The organism is Pseudovibrio japonicus (assembly GCF_014651595.1).
Taxonomy (GTDB): domain Bacteria; phylum Pseudomonadota; class Alphaproteobacteria; order Rhizobiales; family Stappiaceae; genus Pseudovibrio; species Pseudovibrio japonicus.
Genome location: NZ_BMXE01000001.1, coordinates 712,040 through 732,514, shown reverse-complemented (window position 1 = coordinate 732,514; position 20,475 = coordinate 712,040). Strand labels below are relative to the sequence as shown.

The window sequence follows — 20,475 nt, the reverse complement described above, 5'->3', positions numbered from 1 at the left end:
CAAGGAGACTTCAGGTGAAAATCAAGGCATTTGCAAGCGTCGCGGCGCTCGCTCTCGCAGGAACCATTGCTGCAGGTTCCGCACAGGCTCGTGATCAGATTCAGATCGTTGGTTCCTCCACTGTTTTCCCATTTGCGACAGCTGTTGCTGAACAGTTTGGTCAGAAAACAAGCTTCAAGACGCCGGTTGTTGAATCCACTGGTTCCGGTGGCGGCATCAAGCTTTTCTGTGAAGGCGTCGGCGCCAATACCCCTGACATCACCAATGCGTCCCGCCGTATGAAGGCGAAGGAACTGGTCAAGTGTAACGAAGCTGGCGTGACCCCGGTTGAAGTGACCGTTGGCTTTGACGGCATCGTTCTTGCCAACTCCAAGGCCGGTTCCCAGCTCGATCTGACACTGGCGCAGATCTTCCTTGCTCTGGCAAAAGAAGTTCCTGTTGACGGCAAGCTGGTAGCAAACCCATACCAGAACTGGTCGGACATCGATCCTTCCCTGCCAAACGCCAAGATCGAAGTTCTCGGTCCTCCACCAACCTCCGGCACCCGCGATGCATTTGTTGAGCTGGCAATGGAAGGCGGCTGTAAGATGGTGCCGGGTGCGGCAGACCTAGGTCTGAATAAGAAAGCCTGTCACGAAATCCGTGAAGACGGTGCTTACATCGAAGCTGGCGAAAACGATAACCTGATCGTTCAAAAGCTCGACGCAAATCCGAACGCACTGGGCATTTTCGGCTTCTCCTTCCTCGATCAGAACGCTGACAAAATGCAGGGCACTCACATCTCTGGTGTTGCGCCAACGTTTGAAGCGATCGCAGACGGCGACTACCCTGTCTCCCGCTCGCTCTTCTTCTACATCAAGAAAGAGCATGTTGGCGTTATCCCGGGCATTGCCGAATACCTGGCTGAGTTCACCCATGAAGACACATGGGGCGACGAAGGATACCTGACAGACAAAGGTCTGATCCCGCTGCCAACAAGTGACCGTGAAGCAGTCTCCAAGTCTGCCTCAGCACTGACACCACTCGTTTTCTAAATGCAACAAGGGAACGGTCAACATTCCGGTTGACCGTTCCTGATTATTCGAAAAATGGTCACTCCTGCCACTCGGGTGTTTTGAGCAAACATCCGAATTATGCTGCGGCAGGAGAGCCCGATAAGGCGACACAAACAAATGTTCTGGACTTACGCCGCCCTTCTTCTATTGGTTTTCGTAACCGCGAATGTCTACGGGCGCTTCCGGGCAATGCAGATGGCAGGCAATCAACTGTCAGCCCTTCATTCCCGTCCAAGTTATCATGGTGGGTATCTGGCCATTCTGGCCGTGCTGCCAGCATCTGTCCTTCTGATTGTATGGGCAGTCATCGAGCCGCGACTGCTTAATACCCTGGTCATCAATGCAAACGCGCAACTCGTTGAAGGACTGTACAAACCAGAACTTCAGGCCTTTCTGCGCGACGCGCGCGCCATCGCGTTCGGCGGCATTGTAGGGTTCTCCGACGCTGGCAAAGAGCAGGCCGCAGAAGTGTTCGCCTCGCTCGCCAGGATTTCCTTTTACCTGAAGACAACGCTGATCCTCGCTCTGGTTGCTGGTGGTCTGTGGTACGGAAACCGCTCCATCCACCCGGCCATGCGGGCTCGTCACTTTGTAGAGCGCACCGTCATGGGATTGCTGATCCTGTGTTCTGCTGTTGCGATCTTCACCACCATCGGCATCGTGCTTTCGCTCATCTTCGAAAGCCTGATGTTCTTCCGCAAGATCCCGATTATGGACTTCGTCTTCGGCACCCACTGGAGCCCGCAAAGCGCGTTTGAAGGTGCAGGCGCAGACCACGGCGAAACCAACACCAAGATCTTCGGTGCGATCCCGCTTCTTGTGGGCACCATGCTCATCACGTTTATCGCGATCATGGTAGCTGCTCCGATCGGTTTGCTCTCTGCAATCTACCTCTCCGATTACGCAAGCACACCGGTCCGGGCCATTGCAAAGCCGGTTCTGGAAATTCTGGCGGGTATCCCAACAGTGGTCTACGGCTTCTTCGCAGCCCTAACAGTGGCACCCTTCATCCGTGGATGGGGCGAAAGCATTGGCCTGTCGGTCAGCTCTGAATCCGCATTGGCCGCCGGCCTTGTTATGGGCATCATGATTATCCCGTTCGTCTCCTCCCTGTCGGACGACGTGATCAACGCAGTGCCACAGTCCTTGCGCGATGGCTCCGCCGGTTTGGGGGCAACCAAATCCGAAACAATCCGCCGGGTTGTTCTGCCTGCCGCGCTGCCGGGCATTGTCTCCGCGCTCATCCTAGCCATCTCCCGCGCCATTGGTGAAACCATGATAGTGGTGATGGCAGCGGGTCTTGCGGCCAACATGACAGTGAACCCGCTGGAAGCTGTAACAACCGTGACCGTGCAAATCGTCACTCTGCTGGTCGGTGACCAGGAGTTCGACAGTGCAAAAACACTTGCCGCATTTGCGCTTGGTCTTCTCCTCTTCTGCATCACTCTTGCTCTGAACATCTTCGCACTGCGCGTCGTGAAGAAATATAGGGAACAGTATGACTGATATCGCTCAGGACACTGCCGGTTCCGCCATTGGTGGACGTGTCAAAGGCATTTCTCCCGGCGTCCATACGACAGACGAAGCTCGCAAGCGCCTGAAAAAGCGCTACAGCATGGAAGCGCGCTTCAAGGCCTACGGCATTGGAGCCATCGCTCTGGCTGCAACGTTTCTGGTTCTGCTGCTCTTCACGATTGTCGGCTCCGGTCTGCCCGCCTTCACCTATAACTACGTGAATGTGCCGCTTGACCTGAGTGCCGAAAAGGTCGATCCGGCCAATCCGGCAGGCGCAAGCTATAACAAGATCATTCGTGATGGCCTGAAGGCTGAACTGCCGTTCGCCTCTGACCGCAAAAACCGCCGTGTGCTCTATTCGCTGGTCTCCTCCGGCGCCAACGTCATCTTGCAAAAGCAGGTGACGAATGATCCTTCATTGCTTGGCGATAAAGGTCCGGTCGCAGTCCCACTTTCTGATTTTGCTGACCTTTATGTCAAAGGCCTGATCACGGAGCAAACTAAGACCCTCCCATCAAGCGCCGCAACAGTGTCCGGCACAGAAGGTCTGGTGACCGTCACAGCTGAACAACCTGAGTTCACCAAAATTCTGGCATCCCTCAAGACCTACTACGAGCGCGAGATTGAACTGCTTGCAGGCAAGATTGAAGCCCGTGGCCGCTCCGATGCCAGCGTGACCTCCAAAATCACAGGCCTTGAAACCCGTCTGGCTGGCGAAAAAGACCCGCTGGTCGCACAGCGCCTGACCACCGAGATTGAGGGCAACAAAGCCGCGCTGGACAAGATTAAGGCAGCGCTGGAAAAGCAGAAGGCCGAACTGGCTACCCTGCAGGGCCACTTTGACAATGTCGGCAAGGGCGGTACGCTCAACGCTAACATGCCAAGCTTCTTTATCGAGGTGAATGGCGGCACCATCAAAGCGGAAAAAGTGACACCAACCAGCGTCACCGGTACAGCCTTTATCCCGCTGGCCTCACAGGCTGCCGTTGCAGCGGGCCAATGGGGCATCAAAGAGCTGGAAACACCAGAAAGCTTCCGCAAATTCTCTGACAAAGAGATCGCCTACACCGACTATCTGGTTGCCAAAGGCAGCGTGGAAAATGAATGGAACTCCATCTTCTTCAGCGCCGGTGCAAGCCGTGAGGCTGAAATGGCAGGCATCTGGGGCGCTGCTGTCGGGTCCTTCTGGACCATGCTGGTCACGCTTTCCCTATCATTCCCCATCGGTGTATCCGCTGCCATTTACTTGGAAGAGTTTGCGCCAAAGAACCGCTGGACCCAGCTGATTGAGGTCAACATCAACAACCTGGCAGCCGTTCCGTCCATTGTGTTTGGTCTACTCGGTCTGGCCGTGTTCCTCAATGTCTTTGGACTGCCACGATCGGCGCCGCTTGTCGGCGGTATGGTGCTGGCGTTAATGACGCTGCCAACCATCATCATCGCCTCCCGTGCAGCCCTTCAGGCCGTGCCGCCAAGCATCCGCGAAGCCGCACTGGGCGTTGGCGCCTCCCGCTTGCAGGCCGTGTTCCATCATGTACTGCCACTGGCAATGCCGGGCATCCTGACGGGTACCATCATCGGCATGGCGCAGGCACTCGGCGAAACCGCTCCTCTTCTCATGATTGGCATGGTAGCCTTCATCGTAGACATCCCGGCAAGCCCGGTTGATCCCTCTACCGTGCTGCCAGTGCAGATCTTTATGTGGGCTGACTTCCCGGAACCAGCCTTCCAGCAGAAAACCTCTGCCGCGATCATGGTGCTGCTCGGCTTCCTGATCTCGATGAATGCATTCGCAATCATCCTTCGTAAACGTTTTGAGCGCCGCTGGTGATTTGAAAGGCAAGATCATGGCATTAGAAATGACCACAGACACCTTGAGTGCAGTAGATACAACAGTGAGCGCCCCACCGGCGGTCTCACCTGACGGCGAAACGCTGAAAATGCGGGGCCGTGACGTAAAAGTGTTTTACGGCGATAAGCAGGCGCTTCACGGCGTGGATCTGGACGTACGCAAAAACCGTGTGACCGCATTGATTGGTCCATCCGGCTGCGGCAAGTCCACCTTCCTGCGCTGTTTGAACCGCATGAACGACACCATCGATATCTGCCGCGTGAAAGGCGATATCCTGCTCGACAACGACGATATTTATGATCCACGCATCGATGTAGTGGAACTGCGCGCACGTGTCGGTATGGTGTTCCAAAAGCCCAACCCGTTCCCGAAATCCATTTTCGAGAACGTGGCTTACGGCGCTCGCATCCACGGTCTGGCCCAAAGCAAAACTGATCTGGAAGCAATCGTCGCAAGTTCTTTGCAACGTGCAGGCCTGTTTGAAGAAGTCAAAGACCGCCTTGATGAGCCGGGAACGGGCCTTTCCGGCGGTCAGCAGCAGCGCCTGTGCATTGCCCGGGCCATTGCAGTGTCTCCCGAAGTTATCCTGATGGATGAGCCATGCTCGGCGCTCGACCCGATTGCCACCGCAAAAGTGGAAGAGCTGATCGACGAGCTGCGCCAGAACTACACCATCGTCATCGTGACCCACTCCATGCAGCAGGCCGCGCGTGTCTCCCAGCACACTGCGTTCTTCCATCTGGGCAATCTGGTGGAGGAGGGGCTCACCAACGACATCTTCACCAATCCGAAAGACCAGCGCACGCAGGATTACATCACAGGCCGTTTCGGTTAATAATAGAAAAACGTGGTTCTCCAAGGAGATCATCCGATGAAAGATCATATCGTCTCTTCCTTTAACGAAGAGCTGAAAGAAGTGGCCGGACGTGTCGTCGAAATGGGCGGGTTCGCGGAAACTCTCGTCAATGATGCAGTCACCGCACTGCTGCGGCAGGATCGCGAACTGGCAATCCGCACCAAGGAGGCAGACCAGCGTCTGGACAATATGCAGGCCGAGCTGGAAGAGCTGTGCATCTCCGTAATCGCCCGCCGCCAGCCAATGGCCAGCGACCTGCGCGGTATCATCGCCGCCATGCGCATCTCCAACGACCTGGAGCGCGTCGGCGACATGGCAAAGAACATCGCCAAGCGCACATTGGCCATTGAGAGCGAATTCAACAACAAACAACTCGCTGTTGGTGTGGAGCACATGTCCGACATGGCTCTGGAACAGCTCAAGGCCATTTTGGACGCCTACACCTCAGGTGATCTGGAAGTGGTGCGCCGCGTACATCAGCGTGATGACGAGATCGACGCTCTGTACACGTCCCTGTTCCGCCAGCTGCTCACCTACATGATGGAAGACCCGCGCTCCATCACCATGTGCGCCCACCTGCTGTTCTGCGCCAAGAACATCGAGCGCATTGGCGACCACGCCACAAACATTGCTGAAAACATCTACTACATGACCACCGGAAGCCAGCTCCCGGCAGATCGCCCGAAGACGGACGAACTGGAAGATAGCGCCTCGACTTGAGCATATCCTGCAAAAGTGGGTGCCGGTTGGGATGAGAACAAACGCAACTGCAATAGGTTAAAGCAGTTTACATGCACACACGTGTCGGTAAACTGCTCGACAACAGAAGGTGCAAAGAGAGCACTTGGGTATGCCAAAGATACTGATTGTAGAAGACGAAGAACCACTCAGCCTGCTGCTCCGCTATAATCTGGAAGCAGAAGGCTACACTGTGGACGTGTGCGCAAGAGGAGATGAGGCCGAACTCCTTCTTCAGGAAAGCCAGCCAGACCTCCTGCTGCTCGACTGGATGCTTCCGGGCCTCTCAGGCATCGAGCTCTGCCGCCGCCTGCGGGCCCGTTCGGAAACCGAACGCATGCCCATCATCATGCTCACCGCCCGCGGCGAAGAATCCGAGCGCATTCGTGGACTGGCGACAGGCGCCGATGATTACGTGGTCAAACCGTTTTCCGTTCCGGAACTCATGGCCCGCGTTCGTGCGATCTTCCGCCGTGCGTTACCGGAGGTCGTCTCCACAATGCTCAAGTCCGGAGATATAGAGCTCGACCGCGAGACCCACCGCGTCCGCAGAACAGGCCACGAGATCCACCTCGGCCCAACCGAGTTCCGCCTGCTGGAGTTCCTCATGAGCGCTCCAGGCCGCGTCTACTCCCGCGAACAACTGCTCGACGCCGTCTGGGGCCATGACGTGTACGTGGACGAACGCACAGTAGACGTACACGTAGGCCGCCTGCGCAAGGCCATCAACAAAGGCCGCATGAAAGACCCGATCCGCACCGTCCGAGGCGCCGGCTACGCCTTCAACGACCAGTTTGCCACTGGGTAATTGGTATAGGTATCTAACGGATCGAAGAACCGCCGAGAGGCGGTTTTTTTTATGCTCACTGGGCTCTAACATATGGAATCTGGGAAGACGAAATTTATCGCTTAGGTAGCTGTTGTCCCAATGATTTATAAGGTTTTTCAATATGATAGTTAAGTCATTGAAAGTCGTGTTTAGTATTGTCTTTATGGCCCTGACCAGCATGATGGCTACAGGAACGACCTTCGTTGTTCCAGAAATATTCTCCTCAAAAGGCCCGCTACCGATCAGCTTGGCCGAGGCACCAAAACTTTTTAAGCAGTGCTCACGCATTGCACCCAAACCTGTTGGCCCTTATTGGCTTCCTTCCTTCAGTGTCATTGCCAAGCTAGAAGGGCAACTTACAGAACATCTGATCCAAGCTGGATTTGAGCGGTGGTCTGACCCCCGCTGGCATTCAGGGCCCTACCGAGGTCAGTATGTTGGTTTCATGCAAGAGAGAAAGAAGCTCATCTATGCATCTTACTCAAGGGAGTACGTTGAAGATCACGTTAACGGAGGACAAGCGATCATCATGTGTGATGGAGGACCTTCTTTGTGGGGCATTGTTTACAATCTGGAGAAGGAAGAATTCTTCGACCTTCAAACAAATGGTCGATGAACTGCGCAGTCACTGAGCACCCACTCCCAAACAGCAATAAGCCGGGAACAAGCCCCGGCTCAAAACTTGATCTGTCAGCCTGCTCTAGCTTGCGCGGCGACGACGGTCGCTGACGGGCTGATAGGCGATACTGCGGTGGTGAGCGCAGTAAGGTGTGCCTGCATCTGACTGACGACCACAGAAGTAGAAGTCCTCGGCCCCCGGATCACCAATCGGCCACTTACAGGTACGTTCATTCAATGTCAGGATGGAAGCGCGCTCGGAAACAGGAATGAAGATGTCGGCGGCAGGAAGAGGAGCGATCTCGGTTTCGATCGTTTCAATTGGCTCAACTTTAAGAGCGTTGGCGCCGGACACGGTAGGTTGAATTTGTCGGGGGGTAGGGGTCGGAATAGCTGCCGTAACAGCTTCAGTCGGGGTTGGCTTGGTGAAGGTGGCTGCCTTTGCCGTAGGGGCAGGTGCCTTTCTCGTTTTGGTTGCGCCGCCTCCCGATTTGGCGCGTCCCGAAAGTCCAAGCCGGTGAACCTTCCCGATCACGGCGTTTCGGGTGACATTGCCAAGCTCCCCCGCAATTTGGCTGGCGCTTAATCCGTCCGCCCATAATTTGGTTAATAACTCTACACGTTCTGCTGTCCAGCTCATTAAAGGCCCCCGTCTTCCTTCAGTGGCGCGCAAAACAGCATTCGCTCAGCTCGGACGTATCCGACAGTGCCGCTTACCTGAGCTTGTGTGCTTGCAGCGTTCAGTAACTACGAGATGGTGTATAACTCTTATCGTACAGTACTATATGGGCGCTCATACGAGCAATAACCTTAAAGAATTGAGGTGGGGAAGAAACCGGTTTTCCCCAGAATTGCCGTACTACTACTTACCTATAACAGCCTTCTTGTGGTGGGAGAAGATTATCAAGCTAAAGAATAGGAGCTGTTTGTTAAACCAAGTTCTACTGCATTCTTTCTAGCTCAAAGTAAGAGCTGCTAGTGTTACCCCGTCACTATTATATACCTATAGGCCTCCCTAAAAAACAACTGGCCAAAAGCAGTAATAAACTACAAATAGCCGTAGGGGGCGCGGGTCCATATGAGCGCTCAGATAGGTAAATACACGCTAAAGGTGTATTGAATAAACCTTAAGGACCGTGGAAAAAAACTGGACATAGAACAGGGGATTTCCCCTCTACTCCATTACTCAAAAATGTCACAATGCGCCCTTCTTCACGTGCAACCTGTTTGTGATGCACCAGAAGCAACAGCGGGGGATCGACAAAGAATTCCTGAGCAGGAGTAACCGATTGCTGGCAATACGTGTTATTGACTGCCCTCAGGGAACGCAGTTTATAAGTCGCCTCCCTTAAAACCGGAGCACCTTAGGTGTCACACAAAAGCGCCAGATGGCGTTTTTTGTTTTTAAACAAGCAAGATTTTTGAGCAAACCGAGAAAGCTCAATCCATGAGGAGTAAGAAATGACGACTTCGTCGCTAATGCAGACTTATGCACGCTCAGACCTCGCGTTCGAGCGTGGGGAAGGTGTCTGGCTGATTGCGGCTGATGGTCGACGATATATGGATTGTGCCTCCGGTATTGCCGTCTCCGGCTTGGGTCACGCCCATCCCAAGCTCGTCGAGGCCCTCAAGTCGCAGGCTGAAAAGCTTTGGCACGTCACCAACCTCTACACCATTCCAGAGGGTGAGAAGCTGGCCAGACAGCTCACTGACAACACGTTTGCTGACGTAGTGTTCTTTACCAACTCTGGTACAGAAGCAACCGAAGGCGCCATGAAGGCTGCCCGCCGCTACCACTTTGCCAAGGGCAACCCGCAAAAGAACCGCATCATCACCTTTGAAAATGCATTCCACGGCAGAACCATGGCTGCACTCGCAGCAGGCGGCCAGCAAAAGTATCTGGAAGGCTTCGGCCCTGCGCCGGAAGGATTTGATCAGGTCCCAGCAGGAGATCTGCAAGCCGTCAAGAAGATCGTCGGCCCCGAAACCGCAGCCATCATGCTGGAGCCTGTTCAGGGCGAGGGCGGCATTCGCACAATGGACCCTGCGTTCCTGAAAGGCCTGCGCGACATCTGTGATGAGAACGACCTGCTGCTGATCTATGACGAGATCCAGACTGGTGTAGGCCGGACCGGCAAGCTGTTTGCCCATGAATGGGCAGGGGTGGAACCAGACCTGATGGCCGTTGCAAAAGGCATCGGCGGCGGCTTCCCAATGGGGGCATTCCTTGCAACCAATGAAGCGGCAAGCGGCATGGTGCCCGGCGTTCACGGCACAACGTTTGGCGGCAACCCGCTGGCAATGGCCGTTGGCAACGCTGTTCTGGAAGTTGTTCTGGAGCCGGGCTTTTTGGAAGCTGTTCGGGAAAAAGGGCTGCAGCTGAAGCAAAAGCTGGCCTGTGTGGTCGATCAGCACAGCGACGTGTTTGAGTTGGTGCGCGGCGAAGGCCTGATGCTTGGCCTCAAATGCAAGGTGCCAAACACCCAATTGCTGACGCACATGCGCAACAACGGCCTGCTGCCTGTGGGTGCAGGAGACAACGTGCTCCGTATTATGCCGCCAATGACTATTACCTCCGAAGAAATTGACATCCTCGTTGAAAAGATTGAAGCCGCTGCTGTGGCCATGGAAAACGAGCTGAAAACCGCCGAGATTGCCAAATGAACATTATGACCAACCAACAACACTTTCTCGATATCAGTGATTTTTCTGGCGATGACCTGCGCTTGATTTTGGAAGGCGCCAAGCAGATCAAGTCCACCCGCAACGGCGTACATCGCGGGCAGGGCCCACTGGCTGGCAAAGTGCTCGCCATGATCTTTGAGCAGCCTTCCACCAGAACCCGCATCTCCTTTGATGTGGGCATGCGCGAGCTTGGCGGTGAAACGCTTATGTTGACCGGCGCAGAGATGCAGCTTGGCCGTGGTGAATCCATTGCCGACACCGCCCGTGTGCTGTCCCGTTTCGTGGACCTGATCATGATCCGTATGCTCGATCATGATGCGGTCAGAGAACTGGCCGAGTACGCAACCGTGCCCGTCATCAATGGTCTGACAAAGGTTTCCCATCCCTGCCAGATCATGGCAGACATTATGACCTTCGAAGAACACCGTGGAAGCATCAAGGGAAAAACCGTTTCCTGGGTCGGTGATAGCAACAACGTTCTTTACTCCTGGATCGATGCCGCCTCCAAATTTGACTTCAAAATTAACGTGGCCGCACCCAATGAACTGACGGTACCCCTTGACTGGATCGAAAAGGCGCATACATGCGGAGCTGAACTCGTCGTAACCGACGACCCGTTTGCTGCTGTAAAAAACAGTGATTGTGTTATCACCGATTGTTGGGTTTCCATGGGTGACGATAATGCCGAGACTCGTCACAACATGCTGGCACCTTATCAGGTCAATCAACGCCTGATGAGTGAAGCCAACGAGTCAGCTCTGTTCATGCACTGCCTGCCTGCACATCGTGGGGAAGAAGTGACAAATGAGGTGATCGACGGCCCGCATTCTGTGGTATTCGACGAGGCAGAAAATCGTCTCCACGCGCAAAAAGGCATTATGGCGTGGTGCATGGATGCTTTGCCTGAAAGATAGAGCATAGCTGCGAAAACCGATTGCCGGTTTTCGCAGAAGATGCGTTTAAGAATAAAGGATAGAGCCTGCCGCGCGCACGAATTGAGCGCGGAGGCTCTAGGAAAAAAATGACAAATACACCTGCTCAACCGACCGCCGCTGGCGTTGACGCTGTCGTTCCATTTGCTGTTGAAGCACTGGACGTACGCGGTCGGATCGTAAATATGGGGCCGGTGCTGAACAGTATGTTGGCGCGGCACAAATACCCTGCGCCGGTCAACAAGCTGCTGTCAGAGGCAATCGTCCTGACCGCACTGCTTGGCAGTACCCTCAAGTTTGAAGGTCGCCTGACTCTGCAAGCGCAGACCGACGGTGCCGTCTCCATGCTCGTTGTTGATTTCAACGCGCCTGACGGGCTGCGCGCAATGGCGCAGTTCAATGCAGACAAGGTTGCTGAAGTTGCTGCGCAAGATGGGTTCAAGCCGGACCACCTGCTCGGCAAAGGCCATCTGGCCTTCACAATCGATCAGGGCGCACACACCAGCCGCTATCAGGGCATCGTGGTTCTCAACGGCACCTCTTTGGAAGAGGCGGCCCACGAGTACTTCCAGAAGTCTGAACAGATCCCGACCTTCGTCCGTCTTGGCGTTGCAGAAATGCTGACCAAGTCCGAAGACGGTGGTGCTGAGCATTCCTGGCTCGCTGGCGGCATCATGGTTCAGTTCCTGCCGCAGTCTCTGGACCGTCTGAAACAGGCTGACATCCATCCGGGCGACGCCCCGGAAGGACACGAAGCCCATCAGGTTGAGGAAGACGACGCATGGGTCGAAGCCCGCTCGCTGGTCGAGACTGTGAAAGATGATGAACTCATCGATCCAAGCCTCACTGTGGAAGGCCTGCTCTATCGTTTGTTCCACGAACGTGGTGCATCCGTCTACTCCCCGCAGCCAATGGCGGACAAGTGCACCTGCTCGGAAAAAAAGATCACTGCCATGATGCAGAATTTTTCTGATGCAGACAAAGCCGAGATGAAAGCAGAAGGCATAGTGCACATCAAGTGCGACTTCTGCTCCAAAGATTATGAACTGGACGCCAACGAGGTGTTCAAGGACTAATGCGTGTTCTGCTTGATTGGAGACAATCAAGCGACAAGAATTCGCTCTGCAAAAAAGTTGGATCTGGCCGCGCGAGTAAAAAGGCGTGCTGCGTGACCCAATAGCTCACGAAAAGCGTAAATAACGCAAACCGACGCACAAAAAAACGCTGTCAGAGAACCTCTGGCAGCGTTTTTCGTTAAGGTGTTGAAGATAAAGAGAAATCGCAACTACACACGGTCAAAAATAGATCCCATGCGCGGGCTGAACAGCCGGTCATAGGTTTTCAGCAGCATCATATCCGTCATGCTCGCCACATAGTCACAGACAACCCGTGAACCGTCTTCAGTATTTTTGAAGTCCAAGTAGACTTCTTCCGGCAAGAACGCCTCTGGTTCACTCATCAGAGTTTCAAAGACAGCAACCACCATGGTCTGCCCTTTGAACTCCAGATGCTGCACATTGGGCGCCTGAATAACCCGTTTAAAGACAAAGCCTTTCAGCGCATCAAGCACTTTGGAGTGCCCCTCTGGTAGAGCAGCTTTGTACTTCAGTAATGGCTCGGAGAAAGCCTCGTTCTGCTTGATCTGCACTGCAACGATAAAGAAGTGAACCAGCTTTCCGATGAACTGTTTTCTCCGATTAGGGTCGCCAAACAGGCCGGAAATCATCTGCTCATAAGCATTGCCCGAATATTTCTCCCGATTGCTTTCAATCAGATCATCCAGAAATGCCGTACAGTCTTCCGCCGAGATATCCTCCCGAAACTGCTCCTCCCGAACCAGCCCTAATGCAATTGCATCCTCAAAGTCATGGACCCCGTATGCAATGTCATCTGCCAGATCCATGATGGAGCAATCCCATGATTTAAAAAGGGACTTCCCATGCTTGGCGTCTTTGCTCTCAAAGCTGCAAAACAAGGACCTATCCCTTTCACTGAGCGGCTCAAGCACCCAGTCCACGACCTCTTGTTCCCCATCCATATAGCATTTGGGCGGAGCGGAGCGTTCCCGGTCAATTAGGCGCACTGTAGAGGTGTTGGCAGCAAGTTGTGGGGATAGCTCCGGATTATGCACCCGTGAGAACGCCACCGGATACTTCATCATCCCAAGTAATGCCCGCCGCGTCAGATCCGCCCCATGTCTGGCAGACATCTTCTCAAGCTTTGAAACGATCCGAAGAGTCTGGCCATTGCCCTCATATCCACCTGCATCGCGCATACAATAATTCAGCGCAACTTCGCCCCCGTGACCAAACGGCGGATGCCCGATGTCGTGGCAATAACTAATTGTATTTACGAGGCTTTCATCTGGAATGTAGGCGTAAGCCGGATGGTCCATAAAGAACGTCCGGATTTGCCGCGTAATGCCAGAGGCAATCTGCGCCACTTCCAAAGTGTGTGTCAGGCGGGTGCGATAAAAGTCACTGTCACCCAGATTGAGGATCTGGGTTTTCCCCTGCAGGCGTCGGAAGGCATGAGAATGAACGATGCGGGCATAGTCCACATCATAAGGCGTGCGCGCATCATCCGGCTTGGGGACCCAGGCACTTTGACGAGCGGTCCAAACAGCATCACTCACGTCAATACTCCGCATCTGGCGCATCCGAAGAACCGCAGGCTTTCAGTTCAGCTGCGCAAAACCTACAAAGAAAATTGCCCCGCACAGTCAAAGTGCGAGGCATAAAAAAGCTTAAGGCATCAGGCGCTTAAGGAACTCTGCGGTCTTTTGCGCAGACTGTTCAATATTGCCATTCCACGTTGCCGGAGAGGCGCCCCGAGGGGCCAGATCATGGTTCCCGTCCTCCAGCCAATCAATGCTGATTGTTTCAGGAAGATCAACGACTTCCACCTCACTCCGGCTTCCCATCTGATCCCGGTCCCCTTGCGCAATGAAGATCGGACGCTGCGCATTCTGCAGTTGGTCCAAACGCCAGTTGTCCAGATCAGATTTACCAATAGGATGAAAAGGATAGCCCAGACAGACCACGCCAGAAACCCGCTTGGGAAGGCTCTCGCCACCTGCTAGAGCCGCCGCAACACGCCCACCCATGGACTTGCCGCCAATCAGGATCGGCCCTTCAACTTCATCCAGAACCAACTGCACAGCCTTCTGGTATTCACCAATCAGCTTATCAGCCCGCGGCGGAGGCGATTTCTTCCCTGTTTCCCGACGCTTAGCCATATAATCAAACTCAAACCGCGCCACTGCAATACCATGTTCAGCCGCAGCTTCCGCAAACCGGTTCATAAAATTGGAATCCATAGGCGCACCCGCACCATGGGCCAACACAAGAGTGCCAAGGCACTCACCTTCAGGACGTGTCCATAAAATCTCAGTCATAGCGGTATTTTATAGCCTGTTTCACGGCACAGGTGACAGGAAATTTACTTGTCCCCGGCTTCAATTAGACCCATATTCATAATAACTAATATAAATATGCGGCCAACGAGCCGAAATAAAACGGAATACATCATGGAAGAAGGCGTCATCCGTCTGGGAATATTTGCGGGCGCATTTCTGCTCTTCGCACTTCTGGAGATTTGCATCCCTCGGCGTTCAGAGAGCCAGGAACGCCCACGGCGCTGGTCAACCAACCTTCTCCTGTCAGTGATCAACACCTTGATGCTGCGGTTTGCCCTGCCTTTTGCTGCTGTTTCAACGGCTTACTGGGCACAAGTGCAGGGCTTTGGTCTCGCGCATTGGCTATCAGTCGATCCGGTCATCGCTGGCGTTGTCGCGTTTTTTGTGCTCGATTTTGCTGTCTGGGCCATGCATGTGGCCAGCCACAAGATCCCGTTCCTATGGCATATGCATAAGGTGCATCACACGGATCCACGCTTTGATGTCACAACCGCTTTGCGCTTTCACCCGCTCGAAATAGCAGTCTCCATGCTCTGGAAAGTGGTCATCGTCGCCCTCCTTGGCGCCCCAGTCCTCTCAGTCGTTATCTTCGAGGTGGTTCTCAACGCAGCTGCCATGTTCAACCACGCAAACATCAAGCTCCCTGAAAAGGCAGACCGTATCTTGCGCTGGATTATCGTAACGCCGGACATGCATCGCATCCACCATTCGACCCACCCAAAAGAAACCGACAGCAACTACGGCTTCAACTTCCCCTGGTGGGATAGGCTATTCTTTACATATGTGCATGATCCGAAAGGTGGTCAGGAGGGCATAACATTTGGATTAAAGGAATTTCGGGGCAAGGAACCACGCCAGCTGGCCTGGGTTTTAATCTTGCCTTTCAAGGCGTTGATGCATGTTCGCGGCTGGATCTCCAGCCGTGTCGACAAAGACGGAACGCCCAAAGCCGGGTAATTAGAAGAAGCCGCGTGGGAAATATCTGAGATACAACTCTCCAAGCCGACCATTAGATTGAAGGCGGGTAAGACCGAGGTTGATAGCGTTCAGCATCTTGGTGTCGCCTGCCTTTGTTGCAATCGTCAACCCGCCACTGAAGTAGCTTGGATCCAGCCACGGACCGCCAGCAAACTTGCAGCATCCATCAGCAGCGCGCGTATCCAGCCAGAAGGATAGGCGCATCCCGTCACCAAACAGCGCGTCAACTTCTGATCGTTTCACGGCGTTGCGGGCAAGTTCCTCGGTCTCAAAAGGAACTGCGATTGCATCTGTAAAGAACCGCTCCAAGAATGCCTCATGCCGCGAGCCTTCTACAACAGCAATCCGCTTGCCGCTCAGTGTTTCCGGTAGTGGGTCAAGCGTGCTGTTCTTGCCAACAATAAAGCGCCCCGGAAAGCGCATGTACATCTGTGAAAATGAGAGCTTTTCCAGGTTTTCCGGTGTCATGCTGACCCCAGCAATCACCGCGTCGGCCTCACCATTAAAAACCGTATTTGCCAGATGGTTGAAGGGCAGGATCTTCAGGCTGCACGCAGCTTTCAGGCTCTGGCAGATCTCGCGGGCAAGGTCCACGTTGTAGCCCATCAGTCGCTGCTCGCTATCGCGAAAGATAAAGGGCGGAAAGTTGTCGGCAGCAATAAACCGGATGCGTTCCGGCGCTTTGCCGGTCGTTGCAATGCCGGACTGACCACCGGAAAACAGCGGAATGGTCACGGACGACGGCGCCTTGCGGGCTCGCACTCCAATATCAGCACCAGTGTTTTCCGTTCCCTGCAAAGGGGAGCTCTGGGAAACCTCCCAGGTATCAGAGCCATTTGCAATCTGTGCTACGGCATTTGAAGTCGCGAAAATGAGCGGCTGGGCACTGCAGAAGATCAGCGATAGTAAGAATAGAGAGAAACGCAAGAGCCATCCAATCCAGTTTGCAACAGAGCATAAGCTTAACGGGAAATTCTCAAGGAGATACTAAGTGAATGTCTGCGAGAGGGGAAGACCTGTCACCGGAAAACAGCCTCATGAATTAACAGGGGCGCGGCGGGAATACTCCGAGTTTTCAATGGGTAACGACCTGCCACTCTCAGCGCAACAGGCCAACACCCTGCGCTCGCTCGCCCTCTCCATTGGCCGCATCGACAACCTGCGCACCGCTGAAGCGGGGCAGGCGCTTCGAAGTCGTATGACAACCCTTATCCCTCTTGAGTGCCCCACCGATAAGAAATCCGGCCACGAGTCCCAAAGGCAAGACCACCAAAGCAGACAAACAACTACAGAAGAAGAGAGCTTAGACCCTGAGGCTCACACCATAAAAAATAGTTTGGAACGGGAAATCCTTCTGCAATGCAATTGCTCGGAAGCCTTGATCGAGTTTGCTGTCTCCCGCAGCTCGGAAGCAGATGAGTGCATCAGTAATTATTTGATAGAGCAAGGCTTTCTGGATGCCTCGGTGTTTTATTGGGGGGTTTCGGGAAGGTTGAGTATCCGCTACGCATCAGACGGCAGTCTGTCCGCCATAGCCCCCATCGCCAAAACGCTAAAGCCCTTTGAGACCGAGGGTATTCTGTTCGTCCCAGCGTTGGATCTGAACCGGAAGGTCGTCTTCGCTGCGGCTCCGCTTGGCCATCAACTGGAGGCGTTCGAACGAGCACTGGGCTATTTTGATGAAGCTGCCAGCAAGATTGTTGTCGTCACACCAGAGTACCAGAAGGCGCTAACCGTCACTACCGCAAGCTCCAACGCCTTGGCGCAGGACAATCTCACACTGTCAGCGGTTCACCGTTTCCTTCCCTCGCAACGGAAGCTTCTCACAATTTCCCCCATCGTTTTCATTGCGGCACTGAGCTTTTCGTTCAATGCCGTCATTTGGAGCTTGTTTATTCTACTGACTCTGTCGCTTGGAACCATCGGTCTGCTCCGCCTTGCATCGTTCTTTACCTATTCCGACCGACTGGACGTGGCAGTCCCCGAGCTGGAGAACTGGCCGCACTACACCGTCCTTGTTCCGCTTTACAAAGAATCCGCGATCTGTCGCCAGCTTGTTGAGGCTCTGGATGCTCTTGATTACCCGAAGGAGGCGCTCGATATTATCTTCCTTGTTGAGCAGGATGACGAGCTCACACAAGGCAACCTCCGTAGGCTACTCAAAAAATCTATGAGGATGATCATTCTGCCTCCCGGAAAACCGCAGACCAAGCCGCGCGCACTGTCAGTCGGCCTTGCGGCAACAAAGGGAGATTTCGTCACGGTCTTTGATGCGGAGGACCGGCCAGAGCCACAGCAACTCAAAAAGGCAATCTGCCGGTTTGCACTGGAAGGCCATGACGTTGCTTGCTTGCAGGCCGCACTCTCCATCGACCATGCTGAAGAAAACTGGCTGGTGCGCCAGTTTGCCTTCGAGTACGCCGCGCTGTTTGATGTATTTCTCCCGTTCCTTTCCCGCAAAAATCTCCTGCTCCCACTGGGCGGCACCTCCAACCATTTCCGCGTAGATGCGCTCAGAAAAGTTGGCGGATGGGATCCGTTTAATGTGACAGAGGACGCTGATCTGGCCGTTAGATTTGCGCGCCACGGCTTCAAGACACGCACATTGAACAGCTCCACCTATGAAGAAGCCCCCCTGACCTTAAATGCCTGGCTGCATCAGAGAACGCGCTGGCACAAGGGCTGGATTCAAACGCTGGCTGTTCACTTGCGCAACCCGGCACTGACCTTCAGGCAACTCGGCGTGACAAACTTTGCCCTGCTTCTCATCACATTCCTTGGTGGTATGCTGTGTCTTTGGGCTGCTCCGCTGACCGCGCTGATGTTGGGTAAAGTTAGTCTGGACGTTTACAGAACCGGTTGGCAGGCGCTTGATGCCTTCAGTATCTACGCGATGTTCTGCTTTCTCTTTGGCCTCGGTGGCACTGTGGTCACTGTTCTGCAGGGGAGTGCAAAACGAGGCTTTCACCCGCGTCTCTGGGAGGTTGCCAGCATTCCACTTTACTGGGTGCTAGGCTGCATCGCTTCCTACAAAGCCCTGTTCGAGTTCATGATAAAACCGCACTACTGGCGCAAAACCGAGCATGGCATTGTCCGGCATAGGGGCAATGTTAAGCCAGAAAACAAGCCGGTTGTTTCAGGGCATTAGGTTTTCCAGGCGATACCCAACGCCTCCACCGTGAGGGGGCACGGCTGCCCGGCATAGAACTGATCGAGTATCTGCTGAAACGCTGTTGGATCCTCCGCCGCATAAGCAAAAAGCGTCGCGCAGCTGCGCACCTTCATGCTGTCGACCTCTCCGAGGATCTCCCGTGATGTCAGTCCTTCATGCTCAAGCAGCAGCTTACAGCAACCACGCAGCCGCGAGGCAAGCAGGGGGTAGGCAAGATAACTTTGTGCTTCGTCAAGGTCCTCTATGCCAAAGAAGTGCGCGGTGGAGGAGCGCCCAAGCTGGCGAAGCTGCGGAAAGATGAACCAGATCCAGTGAGAGGTTTTGTGCCCCTGAGCCAGTTCCTGAACCACCTCCTGAAACACGGCTTCCTGTGCAATCACAAATCTGGTGATATCGTCTTTGGTTGTTCTTACCATTGGATGTCTCCGTGCCCGCTCTCATGTGCCAGAGCGGCTTTGTCTTTGCCGTCCAGAAGTTGCAAAGCCCCTCATACGATGCATAGAGCTTCGCGGTGCAATTAATATGACAGGAAAGTTGGAACTGGAGGGGATCGGCCAAGAGCGGTCCTGGAGCGGATGAAGGGAATCGAACCCTCGTCTTAAGCTTGGGAAGCTTCTGCTCTACCATTGAGCTACACCCGCGACCTCAGCAAGATCGAAGCAAATTTATGCTGGTTATTTCGAATAGGGTCAAGCCTTTGAAAACTATATCTCAAACTCACTAGTGTTATTTTGGCTCTCCTGCGTGTTGCACTCGGAATCTTCTTCATTTATGCATGTCAGATTCCAGGGTCCCTTACAACATTAAGCCTTCAGACAGGCACTTAAGGTGACCCCAATTCCATCCTATAAGGTCAAGTAGAAAAATGCGGGCGAAGTTACGATCCATCATTGAAAGCCGCCAATGGGAATACACGATTATAGGCGTAATCGTGCTAAACGCAGTAGTACTCGGTTTGGAGACAAACCAAGCGCTCGTTAGTCACTATGGACCAGTCCTAAGCTTTCTTGACGAATTGGCTCTGTTCATTTTTGTTATTGAACTCACCCTGCGCATCTTTGCATTTGGCCCAAGTTTTTTCAGAGGCCCATGGAACCTCTTTGATTTCATTATTGTCTCTATCGCCCTTGTTCCTGCAGCTGGACCTGCAACCATCCTTCGGTCTCTGAGAATCCTTAGGGTCTTGAGGCTTATTTCGGTGATCCCGTCTTTGCGAAACGTCGTAGGCGGGCTTGTCCGCGCACTGCCGGGTATGGGCTCAATCGTCCTGTTAATGGCGCTGGTGTTTTACGTCTTTTCGGTCATGGCAACCGGACTCTACGGGGCAGCATTTCCTGAATGGTTTGGCTCTATCAGCAGATCTACCTATACACTATTCCAAGTCATGACATTGGAAAGCTGGAGTATGGGGATTGTGAGACCGGTTATGGAGGTGTACCCCCTTGCATGGTTGTTCTTCATACCCTTTATTTTGTGCACCGCCTTCACCGTCCTGAACCTGTTTATCGGTATCATCGTGTCAGCCATGCAGCAGGAGCACGACAAAGACCTTGAAGCTGATCGCCTCGAAGTGCACGAGGAAACTCGGCTCATTTTAAACGAGTTGAAAGGCCTTAGAGCGGATCTGATCAAAGAATTGGAAAAACACCGCATAAACGGTGACTGAAGCAGCTCTCATACCGGTTGAAGGAAAGGCTGAAGTGAATGAAGGCTGCAGCCATACACATTATCAAGGGTCATTGAAGTATTAGTGATCATCGTGCGTGTGGATTGGGTACCGGCAATGATAGGCACCTGCGAAAAAAAGGCCTAAGAGGAAATGCATAT

The 20,475-nt window shown here is 53.8% G+C and carries 17 protein-coding genes, 1 tRNA gene and 2 pseudogenes; 14 read left to right on the top strand and 6 right to left on the bottom strand.

What is annotated here, in order from left to right; translation table 11 throughout:
* Positions 1-14 precede the first annotated feature (14 nt).
* From IE076_RS03235 to IE076_RS03205, 8 genes and pseudogenes are all read left to right on the top strand, one after another.
* Positions 15-1,034, top strand: a complete 1,020-nt coding sequence (locus tag IE076_RS03235; protein WP_189435294.1) for a PstS family phosphate ABC transporter substrate-binding protein — start codon at positions 15-17, stop codon at positions 1,032-1,034.
* A 138-nt stretch (positions 1,035-1,172) separates the two neighbouring features.
* Positions 1,173-2,561, top strand: a complete 1,389-nt coding sequence (gene pstC / locus IE076_RS03230) for a phosphate ABC transporter permease subunit PstC (protein WP_189435293.1) — start codon at positions 1,173-1,175, stop codon at positions 2,559-2,561.
* Positions 2,554-3,060: pseudogene (locus IE076_RS23025) on the top strand (DUF3333 domain-containing protein); the annotation flags it as partial. The gene pstC and the pseudogene IE076_RS23025, both read left to right, overlap by 8 nt.
* A 630-nt stretch (positions 3,061-3,690) precedes the next feature.
* Positions 3,691-4,401 (top strand): annotated as a pseudogene (gene pstA / locus IE076_RS23020) (phosphate ABC transporter permease PstA); the annotation flags it as partial.
* A 109-nt stretch (positions 4,402-4,510) separates the two neighbouring features.
* Positions 4,511-5,257, top strand: a complete 747-nt coding sequence (pstB, locus tag IE076_RS03220) for a phosphate ABC transporter ATP-binding protein PstB (RefSeq protein WP_244649596.1) — start codon at positions 4,511-4,513, stop codon at positions 5,255-5,257.
* 36 nt (positions 5,258-5,293) lie between these two features.
* Positions 5,294-5,998, top strand: coding sequence for a phosphate signaling complex protein PhoU (gene phoU, locus IE076_RS03215; RefSeq protein ID WP_189435289.1), 705 nt, complete (start codon positions 5,294-5,296; stop codon positions 5,996-5,998).
* A 130-nt stretch (positions 5,999-6,128) separates the two neighbouring features.
* On the top strand, positions 6,129-6,824 hold the full coding sequence (gene phoB, locus IE076_RS03210; protein ID WP_189435288.1) for a phosphate regulon transcriptional regulator PhoB: 696 nt from the start codon (positions 6,129-6,131) through the stop codon (positions 6,822-6,824).
* Between the two features lie 142 nt (positions 6,825-6,966).
* Positions 6,967-7,461 (top strand): hypothetical protein, encoded by a 495-nt coding sequence (locus tag IE076_RS03205; protein WP_189435285.1) that lies wholly within the window; start codon positions 6,967-6,969, stop codon positions 7,459-7,461.
* 84 nt (positions 7,462-7,545) lie between these two features.
* Here the strand turns inward: IE076_RS03205 and IE076_RS03200 are convergent, their stop codons facing one another.
* The gene (locus IE076_RS03200; RefSeq protein ID WP_189435283.1) at positions 7,546-8,103 is read right to left on the bottom strand and encodes a GcrA family cell cycle regulator; all 558 of its coding nucleotides are present in this window, start codon (positions 8,101-8,103) and stop codon (positions 7,546-7,548) included.
* Between the two features lie 821 nt (positions 8,104-8,924).
* On the opposite strand from IE076_RS03200, the gene IE076_RS03195 reads away from it, so the two are divergent.
* The 3 genes from IE076_RS03195 (at position 8,925) to IE076_RS03185 (ending at position 12,156) form a co-directional block, all read left to right on the top strand.
* Complete coding sequence (locus IE076_RS03195) at positions 8,925-10,127, top strand: aspartate aminotransferase family protein (protein ID WP_189435281.1); 1,203 nt, start codon at positions 8,925-8,927, stop codon at positions 10,125-10,127.
* Positions 10,124-11,062: an ornithine carbamoyltransferase gene (gene argF, locus IE076_RS03190; protein WP_189435279.1), complete on the top strand. Its 939-nt coding sequence runs from the start codon at positions 10,124-10,126 to the stop codon at positions 11,060-11,062. Before IE076_RS03195 ends, argF begins: the two co-directional genes overlap by 4 nt.
* Before the next feature lie 107 nt (positions 11,063-11,169).
* Positions 11,170-12,156: an Hsp33 family molecular chaperone gene (locus tag IE076_RS03185; protein WP_189435277.1), complete on the top strand. Its 987-nt coding sequence runs from the start codon at positions 11,170-11,172 to the stop codon at positions 12,154-12,156.
* A gap of 209 nt (positions 12,157-12,365) precedes the next feature.
* On the opposite strand, the gene IE076_RS03180 is transcribed toward IE076_RS03185, so the two are convergent.
* Both IE076_RS03180 and IE076_RS03175 read right to left on the bottom strand, forming a co-directional pair.
* Positions 12,366-13,730 carry an anti-phage deoxyguanosine triphosphatase gene (locus tag IE076_RS03180; RefSeq protein WP_209008784.1) on the bottom strand — a complete coding sequence of 455 codons (1,365 nt, stop codon included), beginning with the start codon at positions 13,728-13,730 and terminating at the stop codon, positions 12,366-12,368.
* A 96-nt stretch (positions 13,731-13,826) separates the two neighbouring features.
* Positions 13,827-14,477, bottom strand: coding sequence for an alpha/beta family hydrolase (locus tag IE076_RS03175; RefSeq protein ID WP_189435274.1), 651 nt, complete (start codon positions 14,475-14,477; stop codon positions 13,827-13,829).
* 132 nt (positions 14,478-14,609) lie between these two features.
* On the opposite strand from IE076_RS03175, the gene IE076_RS03170 reads away from it, so the two are divergent.
* The gene (locus IE076_RS03170) at positions 14,610-15,455 is read left to right on the top strand and encodes a sterol desaturase family protein (RefSeq protein ID WP_189435272.1); all 846 of its coding nucleotides are present in this window, start codon (positions 14,610-14,612) and stop codon (positions 15,453-15,455) included.
* Here IE076_RS03170 and IE076_RS03165 read toward each other — a convergent pair whose 3' ends face one another.
* A complete protein-coding gene (locus tag IE076_RS03165; protein WP_209008782.1) occupies positions 15,456-16,403 on the bottom strand; it encodes a transporter substrate-binding domain-containing protein in 948 nt (315 codons plus the stop codon). It lies immediately after the preceding gene.
* A gap of 151 nt (positions 16,404-16,554) precedes the next feature.
* On the opposite strand from IE076_RS03165, the gene IE076_RS03160 reads away from it, so the two are divergent.
* On the top strand, positions 16,555-18,624 hold the full coding sequence (locus IE076_RS03160; RefSeq protein WP_189435271.1) for a glycosyltransferase family 2 protein: 2,070 nt from the start codon (positions 16,555-16,557) through the stop codon (positions 18,622-18,624).
* Here the strand turns inward: IE076_RS03160 and IE076_RS03155 are convergent.
* Positions 18,621-19,064 (bottom strand): DUF1810 domain-containing protein, encoded by a 444-nt coding sequence (locus IE076_RS03155; RefSeq protein ID WP_189435269.1) that lies wholly within the window; start codon positions 19,062-19,064, stop codon positions 18,621-18,623. The two genes, IE076_RS03160 and IE076_RS03155, sit on opposite strands and share 4 nt — an antisense overlap.
* 151 nt (positions 19,065-19,215) lie before the next feature.
* A tRNA-Gly gene (locus IE076_RS03150) sits at positions 19,216-19,289 on the bottom strand.
* A gap of 224 nt (positions 19,290-19,513) precedes the next feature.
* Here IE076_RS03150 and IE076_RS03145 point away from each other — a divergent pair.
* Positions 19,514-20,314, top strand: a complete 801-nt coding sequence (locus tag IE076_RS03145; protein WP_189435267.1) for an ion transporter — start codon at positions 19,514-19,516, stop codon at positions 20,312-20,314.
* The last annotated feature ends 161 nt before the right edge of the window (positions 20,315-20,475 follow it).